This window comes from Pseudorhodoplanes sp. (assembly GCF_059499825.1).
Map to the genome: position 1 here is coordinate 381305 of NZ_JCABZI010000011.1, position 24660 is coordinate 405964.

A 24660-nucleotide genomic window follows, 5' to 3' on the forward strand; every position below is an offset into this window, starting at 1 on the left:
TGCTGCGGACGCAAAGGCCATATCGGGACGCGCTTGGCAAGACGCCTGGGGAGAGACCTGACAGCACACCCCGCCGGCCGGGCAGATCACGTCAATTCCAAACGATAACGCGGCGGACACGAGTCCGCCGCGTGGCGCTTACCGAGAGATCAGAACTCCTCCCAGGTATCCGTCTTGACCGCGGTCGCCAGTGCGGCCTGCATCCTGCGCGCCGGGCCACCCGCCACGGCCTGCTTTTTCGCCGGCTGGCGCGGCGCGATCGGCGTGACCTTCGACCGCTTCTGTTCCGGAGCGGCGTGGCCTGCGAGCGTGAACGCAGCCAGTCGTTCCACCATCGCTTCGGCCTGCTGGTCCAGCGTGCGGGCCGCGGCTGCATTCTCTTCGACCATCGCCGAATTCTGCTGGGTCATCTCGTCGATCTGCGTGAGCGTCTTGTTGACCTGCTCGATCCCGCTCGACTGCTCCGCGCTGGCGGTTGCGATCTCCGAGACGATCTGGGCGACGCTCTTGATGGATTCGACGATCTCGCTGAGGGTCGAACCGGTGCGGTTGACGAGTTCGACACCGTCCTTGACCTGGCCGGTGGAATTCAAAATCAGATCCTTGATGTCCTTCGCTGCCTGCGAAGAGCGCTGCGCCAGGCTGCGGACTTCGGACGCGACCACCGCAAACCCGCGACCCGCCTCGCCGGCCCGTGCCGCCTCGACCGCCGCATTCAGCGCGAGCAGATTGGTCTGCCGCGCGATTTCGTCGATGACGGAAATGATGTCGGCTATCTTGCGCGACGATTCCTCGATCCGCGCCATCGCCGTCACCGCCTCGGAGACGACCTCGCCGCCGCGATTGGCGATCTCGCGCGTACCCTGTGCCAGATCGTTGGCCCGCTTCGCGTTATCGGCATTGTTTTTCACCGTGGCCGCGATTTCTTCCATCGACGACGAAGTCTCTTCCAGGCTCGCGGCCTGCTCTTCGGTGCGGCCTGAGAAATCGGTGGTGGCGCTGGAAATCTCCTGCGACGCGCCGGTCACCTCCTGAGCGACAACGGCAATCGCGCCGATCGCCTCGTTGAGCTTGTTCACGGCGCTGTCGAAATCGTCTTTCAACTGCTGATATTGCTCGGGCACGTCCGGAAGCTGGCATGTCAGATCGCCCTGAGCGAGCAGCGACAGGTTCCGGCTCAGCAGCTCGACGACCTGGGCCTGCTGTTTCGCCGCCCGTGCGTTGGCTTCCTCGGCGGCCTTTCGCGCCTCTTCAGCGGCGTCGATGTAGGTCGAGATCGCCAGATCCATATCGAGGAGCACGGCCTTGACCATCGCCGATATCGCGTCCGCCGCCTGCTCGTGTCCCTTGTTGCCCTTCAGGAATCCCTTCGGCCACATTTCGTTCAATGCCGCATGGATAAGCCCGGCCGAGATCAGCGCATATCCGCCGATGTACCAGCGCGGTTCAAGTCCGATCCGGGCGTGCGTCTGTCCGATGACGCGCGAGCTCTTGAGATAGTCCTCGCTGAACTCAGCCGAGCTGATGCGCGCCCAATGGCGAACCTGACCGTTCTTGGCTTGCGACGCACGGCTCGATTCCGTGAAGAAGCGCGCCACGTCAGGGACCGTTCCAAGCTTCTTGTAAAAGTCGTCAAGGATGCCCGGAAGCGACTTGTCTATGAGCGGCTTCAGGGCCTTGAGATTCTGTTTCGACTTCTCGTCCATCCCCATGAAGTCGAGACGAGTGTTCAATGACGAATTGTCGTTGATAGACATGGTGCAGCGTATCCCCCGAACCGCGCAAAAGATTCGCGCGTCTTTGCCTTGCATCTGTCTGGACGATAGCCTCGCTCAATTAATGGGCGCTTTCTGCGGCAATAAGATTTTTGAATGCGGGATCAGCGCGACCACACTTGACCGGACATACGGCATCACGCGTCGGCGAAAAGCAGCCGTCGCGACCAAAATCCGCAAACGAAAATGATCTAGATCAATGCCGGTTCCGGCAAGCGGCTTCGGGCCTCAGGGCCACATTGCGCGTTCGGAGGCATAACCTCTTCGATCGCCTCCCGCAGAAGCTGCGCTTGCTGTTGCGGCAGACCTTCGTTGACGTAGATGCGCGAACGCGCGAGCGGCAACGGCGGCAGGAAGTGGTGCTCGGCCGTCCTGAGGTCTTTCGGCACCAGCCGCTGCGGCAACACGCAAACCCCGATTCCCGCGCGTATCGCGGACAGAAGCGTCGCCAGATCGTACGCTACCAGCACGACGGTATAAGGCGTTTCGCTCTGCGACAGCGACGCGATCGCGAGCCTGTCGGACAGGCTGTCTGGCCAGCTCAAGAACGGAATCGGACGCCCTTCGCCGACAACAAAGCCGGGACAACTGACCCAGCACATTGTTTCGTCCCAGCCCTGGCCGCGCTCATCAGTTCCGTCGCGAACGATATACGCCGCGTCGAGATAACCTGCCTTGAGGTCGTCGTGGATTTCCGCGCCCGTTCCCCATGTGATGACCGTGCGGTGATTTGGCAGCTTGCGGGCGATGTTTTGCTGCATGCTCGCGAGATGAGTCGCTGCGAACACGCTCTGAACTCCAATTCTAAAGGTCCGCTTTCCCTCCCCGGCTCCGCACAGCCTCAGCATCTGCCAGTTCAGATTGAGAATGCGCGTCGCATATTGCTTAACGGTTTCGCCCCGGCTTGTGAGCGAAAATCCGCCATGACTTTTATCGAAGAGCTCTCCGCCGACCATCTGCTGCAGTCGCTTCATGTGCGAACTGATTGCCGGCTGACTGAGGCCGAGGATATCGGCCGCGTCAGTGTAGCTTCCGGTTTTTTCAATCAGCAGGAATGTGCGGAGGAGTTCGCTTGGAATGACCTCGGATCGCAAAACCATTTGGGTCGCTTCATGTTGAGGCCCGGGACAAACGCGACACGACCCATTGTCTCGGCACCAGGTTGTTCAACGCCAACCGACGAGCCACACATTACAATGGCACTAATTACATTCATCTTTTGCGGATTCTCAAGCGATCTGCGTTTTTTCATACGCGATTGCATTTCGTTTGCGTTGCACAGGAGTCATGCTACCCGAGCGTCAACCCGGCACGACGGAAACCAGTTTGGCGCGCAAAATTTGCTGAAGCAAAATTGGCATAAACATTAATTTTGATATTTAATCAGATGATTTTATGCAGCAAGACAAGCGTGTCTTGCTGCATCCACCCACCCGGCATGCCGGACTCACTCCCGCGCCGCAACGCGCTCGGACGGCGTGACATCGAACTGGCGCAGCATGCCGCGCCGCAGCACATCGAACGTCACCTTGCGGCCGATCCGGTCGGCATTGAGCAGACGGATCAGATCGTCGACGCCGGTGACCGTCTGGCCATCGACCTTGACAATGACGTCGAGAGTCATCAGCCCGCCGGTATCGGCAGGCGCGCCCTGCTCGATGGTGGTGATCATCGCGCCCGACGCATTGTCGATGTCGGCCGCACGCGCATGACGGCGCGGCACCGCGACGGTCTGGCCGGCGATGCCGATGAATCCGCGCCGGACCCGGCCATGGCGGATCAGTTCGCTCAACACGATCTGCGCGGTGTTGCTTGCGACCGCAAAACAGATGCCCTGCGCGCCCATGATGATCGCCGTATTGATGCCGATCACCTCGCCATGCGACGTGACCAGCGGTCCACCGGAATTGCCGGGATTGAGCGCGGCATCGGTCTGGATCACATCCTCGATCAGGCGTCCGGTCTGCGCGCGCAGCGAGCGGCCGAGCGCGGAGATCACGCCCGCGGTCACGGTCGATTCAAATCCGAGCGGATTGCCGATCGCGACCACGAGCTGTCCGCGCCGCAGCGCCTTGGAATCGCCGAGCGGTGCGGCCGGCAGGTTGCGCACCGAGTCCGCGCGCAATAGCGCCAGATCGGTGTCGGGGTCTTCGCCGAGCAAGCGCGCATCCATCACCCGCCCTTCCGAATCCGTGAGGCGGACCTCCCGCGCGCCATCGACAACGTGACTGTTGGTGAGCACGAGGCCGTCCGGCGCGATGATGACGCCGGAGCCGACGCCGCCGGCAGGGCGGCCCTTGCCGTCGGTCTTGCGGGTCTCGACCCGCACCACCGCGGGACCGACTCGATCGGCGACGCCGATCACAGCATGGGAATAAGCATCGAGCAGGGCCGCATCCTGCGCGGCGCTCTCGATATGGGGCTGAGACAGGTCGGTGTCGAACACGGACGTATTGGTGACGTCGAGCATGGCACGCTCTCACAAACATGTACGCGCGCGGCCGCAGATCGGTCTACGGGCGCCATTCCGTGGCCGCGCTGTTGGGGTGTCGGCAGATATAGGCGTGGCGCGGGAAAGTTAAAGGGAGCGCGCTTGACCCGTCACCGCAGGTGCTTGAACGCCTCGGTGAAGAAGTATGGCCCGAGCGTATAGAGGCTCGTCCACAGGAAGGCGCCGCATGACTGCGCCAGCAGGAAGCGCGGAAACGGCATTGCCAGCGACCCCGCCAGCAGACCGTTGACCTGGCGCATCAGGGGAATGAAGCGCGCCACCACCACGATCCAGACTCCACCCTTGGTGAAGCGCTGTTCGATATTGTCCAGCCTTTCCTCGGTCAGTCCGATCCGCGGCCCGAACCGCCGCAACAGCGTGTTGCCGCCAAGCCGGCCGACCAGAAAGCCGGTCGAGTCGCCAAGGATCGCGCCCGCCAGCACCGCGACATACACTGACACGATCGAGAGTTCGCCCTGAGCCGCCAGCAGGCTGGCCGCGATCACGCCGGTCTCGCCCGGCACCGGAGAGCCCATCGATTCCAGATAGATCATGGCGAAGATCGCGAACGCGCCATAGGTCTTGATGAACGGCTCGAAGATCGACCAGCCTTCATGCAGCGTTGCAAGCATGATCAATTCCCAAACGTATCGCCGAGCTTGTTCATGACCCCGTCTCTGCCTTACCCATCTTTCCCGTGCAAGAGTCGTGCTACGACACCGCCCTCACATCGGATCAGTGCCGCCGCGCTTCGCCGACCACGCGATCAGACCGGCGACCACCACGATGGCCAGGCACGCGCTCCAGGGTCCGCCCGCGGCATAGGCCAGAGCGCCGCCGAGCGCGCCGATCAGAAAACCCATCAGCACCGCGAACACCATGGCGAAGCGCTTGCGCGCCTCCGCCACCTGCGCCGCGAGATCCGCATCGGCGGCAACCCGCGCTGGCCGCAGGCGGGCATAGAGCAGTTCGGTCGCGTCGATCGCAAGCTGGGTGGAATTGCCGGTCATCACATTGGTCTGCGGCACGCCGCGCAACAAAAGACGCACCAGCGCCGATTGCACGCCCATCGCCGCCGCGGACAACAGGCCGGCAATGGCTCCCAGCCACGCGTCCGGATCGGTGATTGGCCATGAATAGAGCATGAGCGCAACGAAGCCGGCGAGCAAGAGCGCTTCCAGCGCGAACACCAGCGGCAGCGAGGAGCGCTTGCTCCCGCGGCGCACGATGATGATCGCAGCGGCGGTGCCGGCGCCCAGCATGAAGGCCGGGATCGCCAGCATCTTTGCCGCAACGCCGCGATCGTCGACCACGAGTTCGGCCGCCGCCACCACGAAGCTGCCGGTCACCTGCGCGGCGAAGAATCCGAACAGCGCGAGAAAGGTGATGCTGTCGACATAGCCGGCGACGAGACTGAGCAGCGGCGGCACCGCCCGTGGCAGCGGTGCGGGTCCACTCACCGCGCTCATCGCTTGCGCAGCCACGCGCCGATGCGCGCGACCGCCTCGTGCATGTCGGCCTGCGATTGCGCATAGCAGAAGCGCAGGTAATGCCTCCCGTCGACCGGATCGAAATCGACGCCGGGCGTTGCCGCGACATGCGCCTCTTCCAGCATGCGTTTGGCAAACGCGTACGAGTCGTCGGAGAAACGTGCCACGTTTGCATACAGATAGAAGGCGCCGTCGACCGGCAGGAAGGTTTCGAGCCCCGCCGTCGGCAGGCCGTCGATCAGGATGCGGCGGTTGTCCTCATAGCCGTGCTTGACGGCGTCCATCTCGTCGCGGCCGTCGAAAGCAGCCTCGGCCGCGATCTGCGACAGCGTCGGCACGCTGATCGCGAGATTGCCCTGCAGCCGTTCGATCGGCCGCACCAGCGGTTCGGGCGCGACGATCCAGCCGATGCGCCAGCCGGTCATGCAGAAATATTTCGAGAACGAGTTGATCACCAGCGCATGATCCGAGATCCGCAACGCGGTCTCGGACGGAAATGCATAATCGAGTCCGTGATAGATTTCGTCCGAGATGAAGCGGATGCCCGCCTCCCCGGTCACCCGGATCAGGGCGGCAAGCGCCTCGGGCCGCATCATCGTGCCGGTCGGATTGGCCGGGCTCGCCACCAGCAATCCGGCAAGTTTCTGCTTGCGATGTTCGGCCAGCACCGCTTCAGGAGTCACCGCCCAGCGCGTGGCGTCGCCGGTTTCGATCAGCACCGGCTCGCAGCCGAGCGCCTTGAGGATGTGGCGGTAGGGCGGATAGCCGGGATTGGCGATGCCGACCCGGTCGCCCGGCTCGAACATCGCCAGAAAAGCCAGAATGAAACCGGCCGAGGAGCCGGTGGTGACGATCACCCGGGCGGGATCGAGATCGACATTATACGACTCGGCGTAATGGCGCGCGATCCGGGACCGCAGCGAGCCGATGCCGAGGGCTTCGGTGTAGCGCAGCGGACCGTCCAGCGCCTGCTTCGCAGCGAGAATCGCGGTCCGCGGCGCGGGCGCTGCCGGCTGACCGACCTCCATGTGAATCACATGATGACCCGCGGCCTCGACGCGCGTCGCCGCAGCGATCACGTCCATCACCATGAAGGGAGGAACATCGCTGCGCGCGGAGGGCGACAAAATCTGGCGAGCGCGTTCCAGCATCTCTTTCAGGCGCCTGTTTTCGGCTTACGTCCGGGCATATGCCCCGCTCCTGCCGCATTCGCGGGATTGCTTTGCCACCGTTCCGAACCATGACCTCGGCGTGATTTGACCGCCTCCGGCGGGCTGATTAGGTTCGCGTCGTTAGCAAGACAAATCAGAGCGTTATGACACCAGCCGCAACCCCGCACAGGACTAGCAGGACGGTGACCGCGAAGCCAGTCTCGCGCCTGCTCGTGGCGCTGACGGCGCTGGCGCTGGCTGTTCCGCCGCTCCCGGCCGCCGCGCAGAAGCGCGGCGGCGGCATCCCGCTGATCCGCGACGCCGAGATCGAACAATTGCTGCGCGACTACACCCAGCCGATCCTGCGCGCCGCCGGCCTTGGCAAGGCCAATGTCAAGATCGTGCTGATCAACGACAAGTCTTTCAACGCCTTCGTGGTCGACGGCCGCCGTATCTTCGTCAACACCGGCGCGCTGGCCGAATCGACGACGCCGAATCAGATCATCGGCGTGATGGCGCACGAGACCGGCCATATCGCCGGCGGCCATCTCTCCAAGCTGCGCCAGGAACTGGCGAATGTGCAGACCGCCGCCCTGATCGGCATGCTTATCGGCGCAGCCGCCATTGCGGCCGGAAGCGCGGCAGGCGGCGGCGCCGCCGACGGCGCGGGTCAGGCCGGCATGGCGGCCATCATGGGCAGCCAGCATGTCGCGCAACGCACGCTGCTGTCCTACCAGCGCGCGCATGAGGAGGCCGCCGACCGGGCGGCGGTGAAGTTCCTGGCTGCGACCGGCCAGTCCGCGAAGGGCATGTACGAGACCTTCAAGCGCTTCGCCGACCAGTCGATGTTCACTGCGCGTTTCGCCGACCCTTATGCGCAATCGCATCCGATGCCGACCGAGCGTATTGCAGCCCTGACCGAGATCGCGCGCACCAGCCCGCTTTGGGACAAGAAGGACCCGCCGGAATTGCAGGCGCGCCATGACATGATGCGCGCCAAGCTGTCGGGCTTCATGGAGGCGCCGCAAACGGTGGCGCGCCGCTATCCGTTGAGCGACACCTCGCTGCCGGCGCGCTATGCGCGCGCGATCGCGACCTATCGTCATTCCGACATCCGCTCCGCCGTCGCCCAGATCGACGCCCTGATCGCGGTGCAGCCCAACAATCCGTATTTCCATGAACTGAAGGGGCAGGCCCTGCTCGAAAGCGGCCGCGCCGCCGAGGCGGTTGCGCCGCTGCGCCGTGCGGTGTCGCTCGCTCCGGATCCCACGCTGATCCAGATCATGCTCGGTCAGGCGCTGGTCGCCACCAACAATCCGGCGCATGCCGATGAAGCGATCACGATCCTGCGCAACGGCCTCGCCCGCGAGCCCGATACGCCGCAAGGCTATCAGCAACTGGCGATGGCCTATGGCCGCAAGGGCGATCTCGCCCAGGCCGATCTCGCCTCCGCGCAGGCTGCATTCGCCCGCGGCGACATCAAGACCGCACGCGAATTGGCCGCGCGCGCAAAGATCCGCCTCCCGGTGGGCTCGCCCGCATGGGTCCGCGCCGACGATATCGTTGCTGCCAAAGTACCGACGGCGGGCAATCGCCCGAACTGACCCTGTCACAAGGACCCTTTTCGATGATCATCCTCTCCCGCCTGCTCGCCGCAATCGCCGTGGCGGTACCCCTGTTCACGGCCGGCGCCGCAACGGCGCAGAGCTTTACGCCGCAACAACGCAGCGAAATCGAAACGATCATCCGCGATTATTTCATCAAGCATCCGGAAATGATCGAAGAACTGCAGGCGCTGGCGCAGAGCGAGAAGCTCAAGCGCGCGATCGTCGAGAACAAGCAGACGCTGTTCAACTCACCGCGCCAGGTGACGCTCGGCAATCCGAACGGCGACGTCACGATGGTCGAGTTCTTCGATTACAATTGCGGCTACTGCAAGCGCGCACTCGACGACATGATGACCCTGATCAAGGCCGATCCGAACCTGCGGGTCGTGCTGAAGGAGATGCCGGTGCTGAGCCAGGGCAGCATGGACGCGGCCCAGGTCGCGGTCGCGGTCGCGATGCAGGACAAGAGCGGCAAGCGCTATCTGGACTTCCACCAGAAGCTTCTCTCGGGGCGCGGACAGGTCGACAAGGCTCGCGCGCTCGCGGTCGCCAAGGAAGTCGGCGCCGACATGGCCAGGATCGAAAAGGACATGAACGGCGCCGAGGTCAAGGCCGCTTTGCAGGAGAGCTTCGCGCTGGCCGAGGCGCTCGGGTTCCAGGGCACGCCGTCCTACGTGGTCGGCAACGAGGCCGTGGTCGGCGCCGTCGGCGTCAAGGAATTGCAGGCCAAGATCAACAACGCGCGCTGCGGCAAGGCCACCTGCTGAGGCGCCGGCCCGGCCGGCCGGGGCCTCGCGCCTCGGCCGCGAGCGGGCTTTTCCTCCCCGGTCGACCCGCCTATAAGAAGGCCCGCCGGGGCGCCCGCGCCCTGTTTTTCCGCATCCAGTGACGGCGCGACTTTGGCCCGATGGCGACGACGGTCTATGTCCTGAACGGCCCGAACCTGAACCTGCTCGGCACCCGCGAGCCGGAGATCTACGGCCGCACCACCCTGAAGGACGTCGAGGCCATGTGCCACGACGCCGGCCGGCGGCATGGCTTTTCGATCGTATTCCACCAGTCCAACCACGAGGGTGCGCTGGTGGACTGGATCCAGGAGGCGCGCCAACAGCAGGCGTCCGGCATCGTCATCAACCCGGCCGCCTATACCCACACCTCGGTCGCGATCCTGGATGCGCTGCTGGCATCCGGCATCCCGGCCATCGAGGTGCATATCAGCAACGTCCATGCCCGCGACTCATTCCGCAGGCATTCCTATATCTCTCCTGCCGCCAGGGCCGTGATCTGCGGTTTCGGCGTCAACGGCTATGTGCTCGCGATCGACGGACTCGCGGCCATGCTCACACCATCGAAGGGCTGACACGTGGCGTCTGACAAAGACAAGAAACCGGGCCGGGCGGCCCAGCATCCCGCCGCTTACGACGAAGACACCATCCGCGGGCTGGCGAAACTGCTCGACGAGACCGGGCTGACCGAGATCGAGATCGAACGCGACGGCCAGCGCATCCGGATCGGACGCGCCGCGCGCGCGGTCAGCGTCAGTGCACCCGTGCTTGCCCCAGCCGCAGGTCCCGCGGCCGCAGCACCGGCGGCCGGCGCCGATCTCGCCAAACATCCGGGCATGCTGCCCTCGCCCATGGTCGGCACCGCCTATCTCGCGCCCTCGCCCGGCGCCAAGCCATTCGTCGACATCGGCCAGAGCGTGAAGGCCGGCGACACCGTCCTCATCATCGAAGCGATGAAGACGATGAATCAGATTCCGGCGCCGCGCAGTGGCGTCGTGACGCAAATTCTCGTCGAGGACGGCCAGCCGGTCGAGTTCGGCGAACCGATGATGATTATCGAGTGACACGCATGTCTCTCAACTCCGTTCCCCGGGCGCAGGGCGATACGCAGTGTTGCGCTGCAGACCCGGGGTCCATCCGTCCAAGGCTTAAGGGTCCCGGTTCTGCGGCGCATCGCTAACGCGCTGCACCGCGCCCGGGACGCGAGACCGACATGTTTGAAAAAATCCTCATCGCCAATCGCGGCGAGATCGCGTTGCGGGTGCTGCGCGCCTGCAAGGAGCTCGGCATCCTGACGGTCGCGGTGCATTCCACCGCCGACGCCGACGCCATGCATGTCCGGCTTGCCGACGAAAGCGTCTGCATCGGGCCGCCGCCGGCCCGCGACAGCTATCTCAACGTGCCGTCGCTGCTCGCGGCCTGCGAGATCACCGGCGCCGATGCCGTGCATCCGGGCTACGGCTTTCTGTCGGAGAATGCGCGCTTCGCCGAAATTCTCGCCGAGCACAATATCGGCTTCATCGGTCCCAAGGCGGAGCATATCCGCACCATGGGCGACAAGATCGAGGCCAAGCGGACCGCGAAGAAGCTCGGCATTCCCGTGGTGCCCGGCTCCGAAGGCGGCGTCACCTCCGACGAGGAGGCATTCCGGATCGGCCGCGAAATCGGCTATCCGCTGCTGGTGAAGGCTGCCTCCGGCGGCGGCGGGCGCGGCATGAAGGTCGCCCTGACCGAAGAGGAGATGAGCCTCGCGCTCTCCACCGCGCGCTCGGAAGCCAAAGCGGCATTCGGCGACGACGCGGTTTATTTGGAACGATATCTGCAGCGGCCGCGGCATATCGAAATCCAGATTCTCGGCGACGGACGCGGCGGCGCCATCCATCTCGGCGAACGCGACTGCTCGCTGCAGCGCCGGCACCAGAAGGTGCTGGAGGAAAGCCCCTCGCCCGCACTCAACACCGCACAGCGCGACCGGATCGGCGAGATCTGCGCCAATGCGATGCGGGAGATGAAATATCTCGGCGCCGGCACCGTCGAGTTTCTCTATGAGGACGGCGAGTTCTATTTCATCGAGATGAATACCCGCATCCAGGTCGAGCATCCGGTGACCGAAATGATCACCGACATAGATCTGGTACTGGAGCAGATCCGCGTCGCGGCCGGCGGCGAATTGCCGTGCCGGCAAGAGGACCTGCGTTTCCATGGTCACGCCATCGAATGCCGGGTGAACGCGGAAAGCCCGGTCAACTTCCGGCCGTCGCCGGGGAAAATTCTGCATTATCACCCGCCCGGCGGGCTCGGCGTTCGGGTCGATTCCGCCGCCTATCAGGGCTACACCATCCCGCCCTATTACGACTCCATGGTCGGCAAGCTGATCGTGCACGGCAAGACCCGGCAGGAATGCCTGATGCGGCTGAAGCGTGCGCTCGACGAATTCGTGGTCGACGGGGTCGAGACCACCCTGCCGCTGTTCCGGACGCTGGTGCGCAATCCGGACATCATCGACGGCAATTACTCGATCCACTGGCTGGAAAAATTCCTGGCCCAGGGCGGCATGGACGGCTGAGAAAGCGGGGCGCGGGCCGGAACAAAATGCGTCGGCCGGCGTTTGGTCAGGTTATCGACTCCACGAGGAGCGCCTTCCCGCCATGAGTTCCGTTGAGACGGCCGGTCCTGCCCGGTCGCCCGGTGCCCAGCCGATCCTGCTCGCGCTGGGCTTTGTTATCCTCATTCTGATCAGCGCAGCGTCGATCTTTTTGACCGAACGCTCGCGCACGGAATCCGACCTCGTCATTCACACGATGGACGTGCAGAACCGGCTTTCCCTGATCCTGCTAAACCTGCGGCGTGCGGAATCGGCGCAGCGCGGCTTTCTTCTCACCGGCCAGTCGCCGTATCGCACAGAGTACGAGCAGGCCGTCAAGAATACCCTGCCTGCGCTGCAGAGCGCCCGCGACGCGATCATCGATAACGAGGACCAGTCGCGCGATCTGGCAACCGTCGCGGCACTTGCCGCCAGCAAGCTGACCGAGATGGAAAACGCGATCGCCCTTTATGACAAGGGAGATTTCGCAGAGGCGCAAACACGCGTGCGCGGCGGCGAAGGCCGCGACCTGATGGAGGACATCCGCACCCGCGTGCTCGACATGATTGCCGATGAGCGCCGCCTGCTCGACAGCAGACGAAACGATTCCGCCAGAACCAGCAAGTTTCTGCTCGCCGCCAACCTCGCCGGCACCGGCATCATCCTGCTGATCGGCGCGATATCCGTCTACCTGGTCCAGCGCAACAGCCGCCAGCGCGAACAGGCCCGGCGCGCCCTGATCGAGGCCAACGAAAATCTGGAAAACACGGTCGCCGAACGCACCGCCGACCTGCGCGAAGCCAACGACGAAATTCAGCGTTTCGCCTATATCGTCAGCCACGATCTGCGGTCGCCGCTGGTCAATATCATGGGATTCACAACAGAGATTGAGTCTATTAAAAAAGACACATTCGAGCAGCTTTCCGCCATGCAGGAAAAAGATACCGAAGCGGAGCGGAAGACACTAGAATTGTCAAAAGACTTTGATGAATCACTGGTTTTCATCAAAAGCTCGATCGGCAAGATGGACCGGCTGATAAACTCGATCCTGAAACTGTCCCGCGAGGGGCAACGGACCTTCAAGCCTGAATATGTGAGCATGGACCAGTTGATCAAAACGCTGACCGATGCGGTCGCACACCAGGCTGCGGAAAAGGACGCCGAAATCACGGTCGAGCCGCTTCCACCGCTCAAGAGCGACCGGCTGGCGCTGGAACAGATTTTTTCCAATCTGGTTGACAATGCACTGAAATATTCGCGCGCTGACCGCCCGGGCCGGATCAGAATTCGCGGGCGCGTCGACAATGCACAGGTTGTTTACGAGGTTGAGGATAACGGTCGCGGGATCGCGCCCGAGGATCATCAGCGCGTCTTCGACCTGTTTCGCCGCGCCGGCGTGCAGGATCAGAAAGGTGAAGGCATCGGCCTTGCCCATACCCGCGCATTGGTCCGCCGGCTGGGCGGCTACATGACGCTGAAATCGGTGCTCGGCGAAGGCTCGACGTTTATCGTGACGTTGCCGCGCCGCATGCAAGAGGACGAAAGACAAGCCGCATGAGCGAACACGTTACCATCGTTATGATCGAGGACGACGAGGGCCACGCGCTACTGATCGAGCGCAACATCCGCAGGGCCGGCGTCACCAACAACATCCTGCCGTTCAAGAACGGCACCGACGCCGTGCACTTTCTGTTTGGCCCCGACGGCTCAGGCAGCGCCAATAGCGGCCGCGCATTGCTGATCCTGCTCGACCTCAATCTTCCCGATATGAGCGGCGTCGATATTCTGAAGCGGGTGAAAGAGAACGAGCATTTGAAGCTGACGCCGGTCGTGGTGCTGACCACCACCGACGACGAGCGCGAGATCAAGCGCTGCTACGATCTCGGCGCCAATGTCTACATTACCAAGCCGGTGAACTACGAAAGCTTCGCCAACGCTATTCGTCAGCTCGGCTTGTTCTTCTCGGTGATCCAGGTGCCGGCGACGGACTGAGCCATACGCATGCCGAAGAGCGTCCTTTATGCCGATGACGACCCGGGGATCCGCCGGCTGGTGGAGCGCGGGCTCGGCGCGCAGGGCATTCGCGTGGTCACGGTGGAGGACGGTCTTGCGGCGGTCGAACGGCTGCAGGAGGAGCAGTTCGACGTCGTCGCGCTCGACCATCATATGCCGCGCCTTGACGGGCTTGGCGCGCTGGAGCGCATCCATCAGGTGCCGAACCATCCTCCGGTGATCATCGTCACCGGCGAACAGGATTCCACCGTGGCGGTCGCCGCCCTCAAGGCTGGCGCCTTCGATTATGTGCTGAAAGATGCGTCCGGCCAGTTTGTCCCGCTGCTGCTCGCAGCGCTCACCAGCGCCGCCGACGCCATGCGGCTGCGCCGCGCCCATGAAGCCGCCGAAGCCGAACTGCGCGAGCAGCGCGACCGCTTCGAGAAGCTGGCGGTCGAGCGCGCGATGCTGCTGCGCGAGGTCAATCACCGCGTCGGCAATTCGCTGCAACTGATCGCGGCCTTCCTGCAGTTGCAGGGTGGTTCGTCCAAGAACGCACAGGTCAAGGTCGCGCTGACGGACGCCACCCGCCGCGTGATGGCGGTCGCCCAGGTGCACAAGCGGCTGTACACGTCGGACGACGTCCAGTCGGTCTCCGTCGACCAGTATCTCGCGGCACTCGTGGACGATCTCGCCAAGACCGATGCGTCGGACACAACCGCCCTCAGTCTCGCCGCCGAGCCGCTCGATCTCGATCCCGACCGCGCCGTCGCGATCGGCGTGATCGTCAACGAGCTTGTGCTCAACGCGATGAAATACGCCTATCCCGACGAAAAGGGGCCGATCCGGATCGGGCTGAAGCGGGTCAACGGCAAGCGCGCCATGCTGAGCGTGGAAGACGACGGTATTGGCCACGACATCAAGACGCTGCCGCGATCGACCGGGCTCGGCCGCTCGATCGTGGGCGCGATGGCGACACGGCTCGGGGCCGATGTGGTGTACGATCCCGCCCATAGCGGCACCCGCGTGGTCATCACCTTCGAGTGCGCCGCTCCACCTGCGGCGGCCTGACCGGAACGCGGCCTCGCCGCGATCCATTGCAGGTTGGCCGAATCCTGCATATCTCGGCCTTATGACACTTGCGGCATTCGTCCCCGTTGCGGGTCGCGGTCTGTCGGCCGGGTTGGCACTCGTGCTCCTGTCGGCCCTGCCCGCTGATGCGGCATCCACCTTCGCCGACAGTCGCGATTCCTTGCTCGCCACCATCGCCAATCCCGACGCGGCGTTCGTGCTGCTGCTGGTCGGCATCTACGCGCTGCTTCTGGAATTCGCCAATCCCGGCACGGTCCTGCCCGGCATCGTCGGCATCGTCAGTCTGGCGCTGGCCGCCCTCGCCTTGTCCGCGCTGCCTGTTCAATATGGCGCGCTGGCCTTGCTGGTCGCGGGCATCGCATTGATGACGGCGGAAGCGTTCACACCCGGGTTCGGCCTGCTGGGGCTGCTCGGATTCGTCGCCTTCGTGGCGGGCGCCTATTTCCTGTTCGATGCGCCTCCCGGCCAGATCGAGATGCGGGTGTCGATGCCGCTTCTGGTCGGCGCCTCGCTCGCCAGCGCCGGTTTGATCTTCTTCGTGGTGGGCGCAGCGGTACAGGCGCGCAAGCGGCCGACGGCCACCGGCGCCGAGCAATTGCTGAGCGAACACGGCACCGTCATCGACTGGTCCGGAGACCACGGCAATATCCGGATCCATGGTGAGGTGTGGGCGGCGCGCGGCACGCGTCCGCTGATGCCGGGTGACACCGTCCGGGTCACGAAACGCGACGGCCTCGTGCTGGTTGTCGAACCCATCTAGCTGGAGAACGAACATGGTTGGATATCTGCCGGCCTATGCGGCGTTGCTGATCCCGGCCATCGTCGCTCTCTTTATTTTGTTCAATTCCTTCCGCATCACCCGCGAATATGAGCGCGGTGTTGTGTTTATGCTGGGCCGGCTGTGGAAGGTGAAAGGCCCCGGCCTGATCCTCATCATCCCCTTCATTCAGCAGATGGTGCGCGTCGACCTGCGCACGCGCGTGCTCGACGTCGAGCCGCAGGACGTGATCTCGCGCGACAACGTCTCGGTCCGTGTCAATGCGATCGTCTATTACCGCGTGATCGATCCGGAAAAGGCGATCGTTCAGGTCGAGCATTTCAGCGAGGCGACGAGCCAGCTCGCACAGACCACGCTGCGCTCGGTGCTCGGCCACCACGATCTCGATGAGATGCTGTCGGAGCGCACCAAGCTCAATTCCGATATTCAGAAGATCCTCGACGAACAGACCGACGCCTGGGGCGTCAAGGTCGCCAACGTGGAAATCAAGCAGGTTGATATCAACGAGACCATGATCCGCGCGATCGCCAAACAGGCGGAGGCGGAGCGCATCCGCCGCGCCAAGGTGATCGACGCGGAAGGAGAATTCCAGGCGGCGCAGCGGCTCGCCGATGCCGGCGCGATCTTCGCCGAGCGCCCGGAAGCGATGCAGCTTCGCTATCTCACCGCGCTGCAGAACATTGCCGGCGAGCGCGCGTCGACCATCGTGCTACCGCTGCCGATGGACCTCTTGAGCAAGCTAAAGAGCTAACGCTGCTTCCGCGTTGCTCGCGGCGTCGTCGGCGCCGGACACCTGCTCCGCAAGCAGCATCTCGACCGCTTCGCAGGCGCGCGCCGGACTGTATGGCTTGCGCAGCGTCGCCGCGTTGGGAAGCTTCTGCAATTCCTCCAGCCGCCACCAGCGGCCGGACGCGAACAGGATCGGCAATTGCGGATTGGCGGCACGCACCTGCTCGGCAAGGCCGACGCCGTCAAGCTCGCCAGGCAGGTTGATGTCGGTGAACAGCAGGTCGACCCGCCCGCCATTCGACAGATGCGCGATCGCCTCCTGCGCATTGGCGACGGCATGGACCGCATGACCGGATTCACTTAAGGCCTCGCCGATGATCTCGGCGATCAGCGCTTCATCCTCGACCAGGAGGACGCAGGTCTGTTCACGCGCGACCGGCTTTTCAACCGCCGCCGTCACAGCCTTGCGGACGGACTTCCGTTTTGAGGACTTCTGCGTCATGCTCCACCCCTCGTTACGCATCACATGCGGGCGGCTAAACCTTGGCTCGCTGATTTGTTCGCAAAGTGTCGAAAATTTAACGGGCTGAGGGATAACGCGACGTTAAGTTAGGGTCATGGCCAGCAAGGATTCGGCACGGGAAACAGGCTTTGTGGAGATCACCCCCGAGGTGCTCCTGAAAGCCTATGCCTGTGGCATTTTCCCGATGGCGGAAAATGCCGACGATCCCTCGCTGTACTGGTTCGAGCCCGATATGCGGGGCCTGATACCGCTGGACGGGTTCCACTTGCCGAAAAGGCTCGCGCGCACGGTACGATCGGACCGTTTCGAGATTTACATCGATCGCGACTTCGAGGCGGTGATCGATGCCTGTGCCGAACCGCAGGCCGGGCGGTCGCGGACCTGGATCAACCAGCGCATCCGGTCGCTGTATTGCAAGCTGCATGAGATCGGACATTGCCACTCGGTGGAAGCCTGGAGCGACGGAAAGCTCGTCGGCGGGCTCTACGGCGTCAGGCTCGGCCGCGCGTTTTTCGGCGAGAGCATGTTCCATCGCGAGCGCGACGCATCCAAGGTCGCGCTGGTTCATCTGGTGGCGCGATTGCGGGCGGGCGGATTTGCGCTGCTCGATACGCAGTTCGTAACCTCGCATCTCACCAGCTTCGGCGCCGTCGAGGTCAGCAAGCGGCACTATAATCGCCTGCTCGAACGCGCACTTGAAGGGGAAGCGGATTTCTTCGCGCTGGACCCGGACCCGCTGCCGGGCACAGCCGCGCTCGCAGCACTCGGCCAGAGCCTCGGATAATCAGCGGATCGGCGTTGGGAACGGGTTGCCGCCACCGCCGCCGCTCCGCTGCGGTTGCTGCTGCGGTGCTTGCTGCTGCTGCGGACGCGGCCGCGCCGGTTGTGGCTGCTGCTGGGCGCGTGCGGGCTGCTGCGCCTGTTGCGGACGCGTGCGCGGCGCCTGGTCCTGCTGCTGCGCCTGGTCGGCCTCTTCCGATTCGACCTCCGGGATCACCTCGGACGGCCCCTGCAATCCGAGTTGCGGCGGCGCGGGTTGCTCCGCCACATTCATGGTCGGTTGTTTGCAGTCATTGAGCCAGACGTCATAGATCGGATGCTCGACCGCATTCAGACCCGGGCTGGCGGCAAACATCCAGCCTGAGAAGATTCGGCGCACTTCGCCCTGCAGCGTGACTTCGCTGACCTCGACAAAGGCGTCGGTCGCCGCAGCCTCTGTCGGAGGCCGGGTGTAGCAGACACGCGGCACCACCTGCAGTGCACCGAACTGCACCGTTTCCCCGAGCGCCACATCGAAGGTGATGATCCGTCCGGTGATCTTGTCCAGTCCGGAGAACACGGCGGTCTGGTTCGGAATCTTCTGGGTCGGCGGGGCGGCCACCACCTCGTCGCCGGGCTGCGGCGTCGTATTGGCGGGGGCCGCGGTCCCGCGCGGCGGACGGATATTCGGCGGCAATGCCTGCTGGCGGCTACCGCCCTGTGGCGGTGGCAGCGGCTCGGTCTGGATCTGCTGCTGCGGACGGCGCGAACTCGGCGGCGGCCCGGGCGGCAGCCTGTCAGGGAATTGCGGTTGCTGCTGGAATTGGGGCTGTTGCTGTTGCTGCGGCTGACGTCCGCCCGGAACGTTGCTCGGCGGCCGCGGCGGCGGATCGCCGAATATCGATCCGAACTGGGCCACGGCATCGACCGGAGAAAGGCATATCAAAGCGCTGCCCGCCGCCGCAGCGACGAGCCCGGCAGCACGCCGTCGGATCGAAACGACCTTCATCCAGGCCCCAAACTGAGCACCCTCGCCCGCCCTGCGATTATGCAATTCTCCGGTTAACATGCCGATTGCGGCGGCGAAAGGGCGATCAGCGGTAATGTGGCCCGGCACCTGGCGGCGTGTCGCACCCGCTTGCCGATCTCGCCGTGGGGCTGCATGGTGATGGAACCAGAGCGCCGCAAAGGCGCCGGTTCGAGGGAGGATATTTTCATGTCGTTTGTCACCGGCCGCGGGGCGCTGCTCGCCCTCGCCGCATGCGCCCTTCTGCACCCTGCCGCGTCATTCGCTCAGGATTATCCCACACGCCCGGTGTCCATCGTGGTTCCGCTGGCCGCCGGGACCGGAATGGACTCGCTGGTCCGGCTTTATGCAGACAAGCTGCAGACCTCACTCGGCAAACCGGTGGTCGTCGAAAACCGGCCCGGCGCAGCATTGATGCTGGCGGCGACCGCGGTCGCGACCGCGCCCGCTGACGGTTACACGCTGCTCGTTTCGACCAGCGCGCCAATGGCCATCAACCAGGTGCTCTACAAGAAGCTCAACTATAATCCCGAGAAGGACTTCGTCCCGATCTCGCTCTATGTGAAGTCGCCCTTCATCCTCGTGGTCGATCCGAAACTGCCGGTCAACTCGGTCCCCGATCTGATCAAGTATGCCAAGGAGAGCAAGACGCCGCTGACCTATTCGTCTCCGGGCGCCGGCACCGCGCTGCATCTGTCGTCGGAATACATGAAGCAGCGCTTCGGGCTCGACATCACCCATGTGCCGTACAAGTCGTCGCCGCAGGCCGTGGCCGACATTGCCGCGGGTCACGTCTCAATGGCGTTTGCCGAAGCCGGCGCTTCGCTGCCCTTGATCAAGGACGGCCGCCTGCGTGCGCTTGCGGTCTCGTCGCAGGATCGCCTGCCGTCGCTGCCCGACGTACCGACCTTCGCCGAAGCCGCCAAGGCGCCGGATTTCGAGGCTGTGTCGTGGCACGCGCTGCTGGCGCCGGCAGCGACGCCTAAGCCGGTCGTCGATCGTCTGCATGCCGAAATGAAGAAGATCATGGGCGATCCGGAGATGAAGAAACTGGCCAGCAATATCGGCCTGATCCCGGTCGATACGCCGTCGGTTGACGGCATCCAGCAATACTTCACCAGCGAGCGCGAAAAGTGGGGCACGCTGGTGCGCAAACTCGGGCTGGAAGGATCAATGTAGCACTCGCGGGTGTGATTGCCGGGCTCGCCCCGGCAATCCATCCCTTTTCGAATGCGGGTCTTATGATGGATGCGCGGATCGAGACCGCGCATGACTGAACTGAAAGTCCGACGACTTTACCGCCCCGGAGTCCAGGCCTTGTAGTCGCCGGTGGCTTTCGGCCGGCGGCCTTGCGCCAGCGTCGAGCCCGAGGGCCGGTAGGCGCCGGGCGTGCCCGTCAGATTCGGGCGGTGCGGCTTCTGCCAGGGCCGCGCCTTGTACTTCTCCTCGGTCGGCGGCGTGTCGACGGTGTGGTGCATCCAGCCGTGCCAGGCCGGGGAAATGGTCGACGCCTCGGCATAGCCGTTATAGATCACCCAGCGCCGCTCGAAGCCGAGCACCGGATCGATCTTGCCGCCCTTGGTCCGGAAATAGCGGTTTCCAAGCTCGTCCTCGCCGACAAGCTCGCCATAGAGCCAGGTCCAGAGCTGGGTGTTCAGCGTCTGGCCGTTCCACCAGGTAAAGAAGCGGATAAAGAAGTTTTTCATTGCCGCCGCGCGTTCCGTGAGGTGCACGCCCCTCATGCCACCGCGGCTCCGGGAAGTCCAGATCGTCTGCATTTGCAACCGATTTGCATTTGAAAACACAATGCTTGCGCCGCCGCCGCCGCCGGCCTAGATCGCCCGTTCATCCACCAGCGGTCGCCAATGAAACGGGTTCAGATTCTCGCCGCAGGCAGCATCGCGGTGGGTCTTGTCGTCCTTGCTCTGAAATATCTCGCCTGGCACCTGACCGGCAGCGTCGCGCTGCTGTCGGACGCGATCGAGAGCATCGTCAATGTCGCGACCGCCATCGCCGCGCTGATCGCGATTCGCTTCGCCGCGCAGCCGGCCGATGCCAATCACCCTTACGGGCACCACAAGGCCGAATATATTTCCGCCGTGATCGAAGGCGCGCTGATCATTGTCGCGGCGATCGCGATCTTCCACGAAGCCTATGGAGCACTGCGCGCGCCCCGCATCGTCGACGCGCCCTGGATCGGGCTCGCGGTAAACGGTGGCGCCACGGCGATCAACGCGGTCTGGTGCTATGTCCTGATCACGCAGGGACGCAAGCGCAAGTCACCCGCCCTCGTGGCCGATGGCCGGCACCTGTTCACCGATGTCGTATCGTCGATGGGTGTGCTGTGCGGCGTGTCGCTCGCCGCCCTCACCGGCTATGTGATCCTCGATCCGATTATGGCCGCGCTGGTCGGCGTCAACGTGTTGTGGGCGGGCTGGCGGGTGATGAAGGAATCCGTCGGCGGCCTGCTCGACGAAGCCATACCCGACGGCGAACTGGCCCGCATCCGCGCGGTCATTGCCGCCAATGCCGACGGCGCGATCGAGGCGCATGACCTGCGCACCCGCCACGCCGGACTTATGACCTTTGTCGATTTCCATCTGGTGGTGAAAGGCACGATGACCGTCACCGAGGCCCACGAAATCTGCGACCGGCTGGAGCGCGCGATCAAGGCCGAAATGCAGGATGCGCTGATCTCGATCCATGTCGAGCCCGACGACAAGGCCAAGCATGCCGGGATCGTCGTGCTGTAGGGCGAACGTTCAGAACGGCAACCCGACATAATTCTCCGCCAGTGATCCTTTCGCCAGTTCCGACGAGAACAGATATTGCAGGTCGGTCTCCTGCAGCTTGTTCTCATACGGGCTGTTGGCCGGAAAGCGATGCAGCAGCGTGGTCATCCACCACGAGAAGCGCTGCGCCTTCCACACCCGCGCCAGCGCCTTGTCGGAATAGCCGTCGAGCTTGGCATCGTCGCCGTTCTGATAATGATCCACCAGCCCGTGATAGAGATAATAGATATCCGACGCCGCCGAGTTGAGCCCGCGCGCGCCGGTCGGCGGCACGATATGGGCGGCGTCGCCGGCGAGAAACAATCGGCCGTAGCGCATCGGTTCGGCGACAAAGCTGCGTAGCGGCGCGATGCTCTTTTCGATCGCCGGACCGGTCTGCAATTGCTCGGCCACCTCGTCCGGCAGGCGGCGCTTCAGCTCCGCCCAGAATGCATCGTCGGACCAGTCCTCGACCGTGTCTTCCAGCGGCACCTGGATGTAATAGCGGCTCAGCACCTGCGACCGAAGAGAACAGAGCGCGAAGCCGCGCTCGTGCTTCGCATAGATCAGTTCCGGCGAGACCGGCTTTGTGCGCGACAGCACGCCGAGCCAGCCGAACGGATAGATGCGCTCGTATTCGCGCAACACGCCTTTCGGGATCGCCTTGCGGCTGACGCCATGGAAGCCGTCGGCACCGACGATGTAGTCGCAATCGATGCGCACGATCCGGTCGCCGTCGCGATAGCTCACATAGGGCGCGTCCGAGGTGATGTCATTGAGATGCACGTCCTCGACATTGTGGATGACATTGCCCTTCATGCGCTCGCGCGCCTCGTAAAGGTCGCGCGTCAACTCCGTCTGACCATAGACGATCACCGAATTGCCGCCGGAATATTTGTGCAGATCGACACGGTCGAGCTTGCCGTCATGGGCGATGTAAAAGCCTTCGTGGATCTCGCCCTCGCGGTCCATGCGCTCGCCGCATTGCGCCTCCCGCATCAGCTTGGCGAAGCCGTGCTCCAACACGCCGGCCCTGATCCGGCTCAGCACATATTCGCGGCTGTGCTTTTCGAGCAGGATGGTGTCGATCCCGCGCAGGTGCAGAAGCTGTGACAGAAGCAACCCGGACGGGCCGCCACCGATGATGCAGACCTGTGTTTTCATGGCCGCGTCCTCCCTGATCCTGTATCTTGACCTAGGGTCGCCGGCGCCGAAAGGACATGGATCAAGCGCACGATTTCTTGTACAAATCGAACATGCGCGCCTCCGCCAGCTCGGCCATTCGGTCTTATAATCTGTTCGGCGAGACCAGCGACGTCCCCGACGTCGTCCATTGCGAGACAATCGTGGCGCGCTCGGTGCTGCATGACTGGGAACTGGAGCCGCATCGCCATGCGCGCCTGCATCAGGTGCTGCTGGTATCGCGTGGCGGCGGCGCGGTCACGCTAGAAGGGCAGCGCCATCGCCTGCGGCCGATGTCTCTCGTCAACGTGCCGACCGGCCAGGTGCATGGCTTCTCGTTCAGGCCCGGCACCGATGGCTGGGTGGTGACCGTCGTTTCGGAATTCCTCGATCAGGTGCTGGTGCCGTCGGAGGGACTCGCGCGCGTTCTCGGCAAGGCCGCCGTGATCGCCGGCACCGGCGAGATGCGCAAGATCGCGACCGGGATCTTCGCCGAATTCGGCGCGCGCGATTATGCACGCGCACACCTGCTGCGATCGCTGTCCGGCATGCTGCTCGGTCTGGTGGCGCGCGCGCTTGCCGCCGAGCACAGCCCGGCCGCACGCACGCCCGGCGCCGATCTCCTGCGGCGGTTCGAAGACTTGCTGGACGCGCATTTCCTGGAGCATTGGCCCGTCGCGCGCTATGCGGAGGCGCTGAACGTCACCCCGACCCACCTCACCCGCGTCGTGCGCGAGGCCTATGGTTGCCCGGCGACGCAGATGATCCGCGACCGCATGGTGCGCGAAGCCAGGCGGCATCTGGTCTACACCAATCTGTCGATCTCGCAGATTGCCTATGCGCTGCGCTTCGACGATCCGGCCTATTTCACCCGCACCTTCACCCAGGCCACCGGCCAGTCGCCGCGCGCGTTTCGTCAGCGCATCGGTTCGTTGTGAGGGCCGGGATAGTCGCGATCGGATGTCTAACTGTAGGTGCAGACCGCGGAGCGCGGCTCGGCCTTCGCGCGATAGAGCGCCTCGTCGGCGCGCCGGAACAGATCCTGTTCGGTACGCGCGTCACGCGGATAGAGCGCGATACCAGCACCCGCGCCGACACGATGCTCGATCCCGTCCACGATAATCGGCGCCTCGATCGTCTTGACCGTCGAGCGAATGAATTGCTCGACATCGGCGGCCTGCCGCACCGAGGGACAGAAGATCGCGAATTCGTCTCCCCCGATACGCGCCGAAATTTTTGCAGGACCGGCGGCGGCTTCGAGCCGGCCCGCGATCTCCTGCAGCACGCGGTCGCCGACCGGATGACCGTAATGGTCGTTGACCGACTTGAATCCATTCAGATCGAACATCACCAGGGCGTGTGACGTATGCGCCGGATCGGGTTGGCTCAGCGCCGCCGACACGGCCTCCGACAAAGCGCGACGGTTCGGCATGTTCGTGAGCGGATCGTGCAGCGCCTCGTCGCGGGCCCGGTTTGCCGCAAATTCTGCGGCAAGCCGCAAAGCCATTTCGCGCTTCTCCTGCTGGCCCCGGCGAAACGCGAAGATGATGAGTCCAACAATGAAGACGCCGGAGACTACGAAAAACTCTCCGGTCGTGACACGCTTCTCATGCGAGGTCATCGCGTCGGAATGTTCGAAGAAGCTGTATTCGTAGGCAAACAGGATCACAGCGCCGACCGAGGCAAGCCAAATCACCATGTCTTGGAAACTGGCACGCGACGATAGCGTGGCTGCCCCAATCATCACATTTGCTCCGGTCTGTTCGCGGTCCTGAAAAGATACTTACCGTCCGGAGGTAAATTGCCGCTGAATGCCGGCAACGGAGGGCGCGGCCCCTGCGTCCGACCAGCCATCGGGACGGCTTGACCGCCCCGCCCCACCCCCTACGCTTGGACGCGGAGCCGCACCGATCCGGCTCTGCAA

At 63.9% G+C, this 24660-nt stretch carries 25 protein-coding genes; 14 read left to right on the forward strand and 11 right to left on the reverse strand.

What is annotated here, in order from left to right; translation table 11 throughout:
• Nucleotides 1-149: 149 nt before the first annotated feature.
• From AC5I5I_RS17855 to AC5I5I_RS17880, 6 genes are all read right to left on the reverse strand, one after another.
• On the reverse strand, nt 150-1757 hold the full coding sequence (locus AC5I5I_RS17855) for a methyl-accepting chemotaxis protein (RefSeq protein WP_495975266.1): 1608 nt from the start codon (nt 1755-1757) through the stop codon (nt 150-152).
• A gap of 209 nt (nt 1758-1966) precedes the next feature.
• The gene (locus AC5I5I_RS17860; protein WP_495975267.1) at nt 1967-2875 is read right to left on the reverse strand and encodes a LysR family transcriptional regulator; all 909 of its coding nucleotides are present in this window, start codon (nt 2873-2875) and stop codon (nt 1967-1969) included.
• Between the two features lie 347 nt (nt 2876-3222).
• Nucleotides 3223-4245, reverse strand: coding sequence for a S1C family serine protease (locus AC5I5I_RS17865; protein WP_495975268.1), 1023 nt, complete (start codon nt 4243-4245; stop codon nt 3223-3225).
• A 131-nt stretch (nt 4246-4376) separates the two neighbouring features.
• Nucleotides 4377-4898 carry a DedA family protein gene (locus AC5I5I_RS17870; protein WP_495975269.1) on the reverse strand — a complete coding sequence of 174 codons (522 nt, stop codon included), beginning with the start codon at nt 4896-4898 and terminating at the stop codon, nt 4377-4379.
• 93 nt (nt 4899-4991) lie between these two features.
• The gene (locus AC5I5I_RS17875) at nt 4992-5726 is read right to left on the reverse strand and encodes a YoaK family protein (protein ID WP_495975270.1); all 735 of its coding nucleotides are present in this window, start codon (nt 5724-5726) and stop codon (nt 4992-4994) included.
• 5 nt (nt 5727-5731) lie between these two features.
• Nucleotides 5732-6907 (reverse strand): pyridoxal phosphate-dependent aminotransferase, encoded by a 1176-nt coding sequence (locus tag AC5I5I_RS17880; protein WP_495975271.1) that lies wholly within the window; start codon nt 6905-6907, stop codon nt 5732-5734.
• 164 nt (nt 6908-7071) lie between these two features.
• On the opposite strand from AC5I5I_RS17880, the gene AC5I5I_RS17885 reads away from it, so the two are divergent.
• The 10 genes from AC5I5I_RS17885 (at nt 7072) to AC5I5I_RS17930 (ending at nt 16496) form a co-directional block, all read left to right on the forward strand.
• Complete coding sequence (locus AC5I5I_RS17885; RefSeq protein ID WP_495975272.1) at nt 7072-8511, forward strand: M48 family metalloprotease; 1440 nt, start codon at nt 7072-7074, stop codon at nt 8509-8511.
• Between the two features lie 23 nt (nt 8512-8534).
• Nucleotides 8535-9281, forward strand: coding sequence for a DsbA family protein (locus AC5I5I_RS17890; RefSeq protein WP_495975273.1), 747 nt, complete (start codon nt 8535-8537; stop codon nt 9279-9281).
• A gap of 140 nt (nt 9282-9421) precedes the next feature.
• Complete coding sequence (gene aroQ, locus AC5I5I_RS17895) at nt 9422-9874, forward strand: type II 3-dehydroquinate dehydratase (protein ID WP_495975274.1); 453 nt, start codon at nt 9422-9424, stop codon at nt 9872-9874.
• A 3-nt stretch (nt 9875-9877) separates the two neighbouring features.
• On the forward strand, nt 9878-10363 hold the full coding sequence (accB, locus tag AC5I5I_RS17900) for an acetyl-CoA carboxylase biotin carboxyl carrier protein (protein ID WP_495975275.1): 486 nt from the start codon (nt 9878-9880) through the stop codon (nt 10361-10363).
• A 149-nt stretch (nt 10364-10512) separates the two neighbouring features.
• Nucleotides 10513-11865, forward strand: coding sequence for an acetyl-CoA carboxylase biotin carboxylase subunit (accC, locus tag AC5I5I_RS17905; RefSeq protein WP_495975276.1), 1353 nt, complete (start codon nt 10513-10515; stop codon nt 11863-11865).
• Nucleotides 11866-11947: 82 nt separating this feature from the next.
• Nucleotides 11948-13441, forward strand: a complete 1494-nt coding sequence (locus AC5I5I_RS17910) for a sensor histidine kinase (protein ID WP_495975332.1) — start codon at nt 11948-11950, stop codon at nt 13439-13441.
• Nucleotides 13438-13875 carry a response regulator gene (locus tag AC5I5I_RS17915; RefSeq protein WP_495975277.1) on the forward strand — a complete coding sequence of 146 codons (438 nt, stop codon included), beginning with the start codon at nt 13438-13440 and terminating at the stop codon, nt 13873-13875. The genes AC5I5I_RS17910 and AC5I5I_RS17915 overlap by 4 nt, the downstream gene beginning before the upstream one ends.
• Nucleotides 13876-13884: 9 nt before the next feature.
• A complete protein-coding gene (locus AC5I5I_RS17920) occupies nt 13885-14946 on the forward strand; it encodes a sensor histidine kinase (RefSeq protein ID WP_495975278.1) in 1062 nt (353 codons plus the stop codon).
• 61 nt (nt 14947-15007) lie between these two features.
• Entirely contained in the window at nt 15008-15727 is a 720-nt protein-coding gene (locus tag AC5I5I_RS17925; protein WP_495975279.1) for an NfeD family protein, read from the forward strand.
• A gap of 13 nt (nt 15728-15740) precedes the next feature.
• Nucleotides 15741-16496: a slipin family protein gene (locus tag AC5I5I_RS17930; protein ID WP_495975280.1), complete on the forward strand. Its 756-nt coding sequence runs from the start codon at nt 15741-15743 to the stop codon at nt 16494-16496.
• Here AC5I5I_RS17930 and AC5I5I_RS17935 read toward each other — a convergent pair.
• Entirely contained in the window at nt 16485-16976 is a 492-nt protein-coding gene (locus AC5I5I_RS17935; RefSeq protein WP_495975281.1) for a response regulator, read from the reverse strand. The genes AC5I5I_RS17930 and AC5I5I_RS17935 overlap by 12 nt on opposite strands.
• Before the next feature lie 115 nt (nt 16977-17091).
• Between AC5I5I_RS17935 and aat the strand changes: the two genes are divergently transcribed.
• Complete coding sequence (gene aat / locus AC5I5I_RS17940; RefSeq protein ID WP_495975282.1) at nt 17092-17781, forward strand: leucyl/phenylalanyl-tRNA--protein transferase; 690 nt, start codon at nt 17092-17094, stop codon at nt 17779-17781.
• Here aat and AC5I5I_RS17945 read toward each other — a convergent pair whose 3' ends face one another.
• Nucleotides 17782-18765 (reverse strand): DUF2155 domain-containing protein, encoded by a 984-nt coding sequence (locus tag AC5I5I_RS17945; RefSeq protein WP_495975283.1) that lies wholly within the window; start codon nt 18763-18765, stop codon nt 17782-17784. It lies immediately after the preceding gene.
• A 207-nt stretch (nt 18766-18972) separates the two neighbouring features.
• Between AC5I5I_RS17945 and AC5I5I_RS17950 the strand changes: the two genes are divergently transcribed.
• Nucleotides 18973-19962, forward strand: a complete 990-nt coding sequence (locus AC5I5I_RS17950; RefSeq protein ID WP_495975284.1) for a Bug family tripartite tricarboxylate transporter substrate binding protein — start codon at nt 18973-18975, stop codon at nt 19960-19962.
• Between the two features lie 116 nt (nt 19963-20078).
• Here AC5I5I_RS17950 and AC5I5I_RS17955 read toward each other — a convergent pair whose 3' ends face one another.
• Nucleotides 20079-20489, reverse strand: a complete 411-nt coding sequence (locus AC5I5I_RS17955; protein WP_495975285.1) for an NADH:ubiquinone oxidoreductase subunit NDUFA12 — start codon at nt 20487-20489, stop codon at nt 20079-20081.
• Between the two features lie 159 nt (nt 20490-20648).
• Between AC5I5I_RS17955 and AC5I5I_RS17960 the strand changes: the two genes are divergently transcribed.
• Nucleotides 20649-21536: a cation diffusion facilitator family transporter gene (locus tag AC5I5I_RS17960; protein ID WP_495975286.1), complete on the forward strand. Its 888-nt coding sequence runs from the start codon at nt 20649-20651 to the stop codon at nt 21534-21536.
• Between the two features lie 9 nt (nt 21537-21545).
• On the opposite strand, the gene pobA is transcribed toward AC5I5I_RS17960, so the two are convergent.
• Nucleotides 21546-22718, reverse strand: coding sequence for a 4-hydroxybenzoate 3-monooxygenase (pobA, locus tag AC5I5I_RS17965; RefSeq protein WP_495975287.1), 1173 nt, complete (start codon nt 22716-22718; stop codon nt 21546-21548).
• A gap of 92 nt (nt 22719-22810) precedes the next feature.
• Between pobA and AC5I5I_RS17970 the strand changes: the two genes are divergently transcribed.
• Nucleotides 22811-23674, forward strand: a complete 864-nt coding sequence (locus AC5I5I_RS17970; RefSeq protein WP_495975288.1) for a helix-turn-helix domain-containing protein — start codon at nt 22811-22813, stop codon at nt 23672-23674.
• Nucleotides 23675-23700: 26 nt separating this feature from the next.
• On the opposite strand, the gene AC5I5I_RS17975 is transcribed toward AC5I5I_RS17970, so the two are convergent.
• Entirely contained in the window at nt 23701-24480 is a 780-nt protein-coding gene (locus tag AC5I5I_RS17975) for a diguanylate cyclase domain-containing protein (protein WP_495975289.1), read from the reverse strand.
• Between the last annotated feature and the right edge of the window lie 180 nt (nt 24481-24660).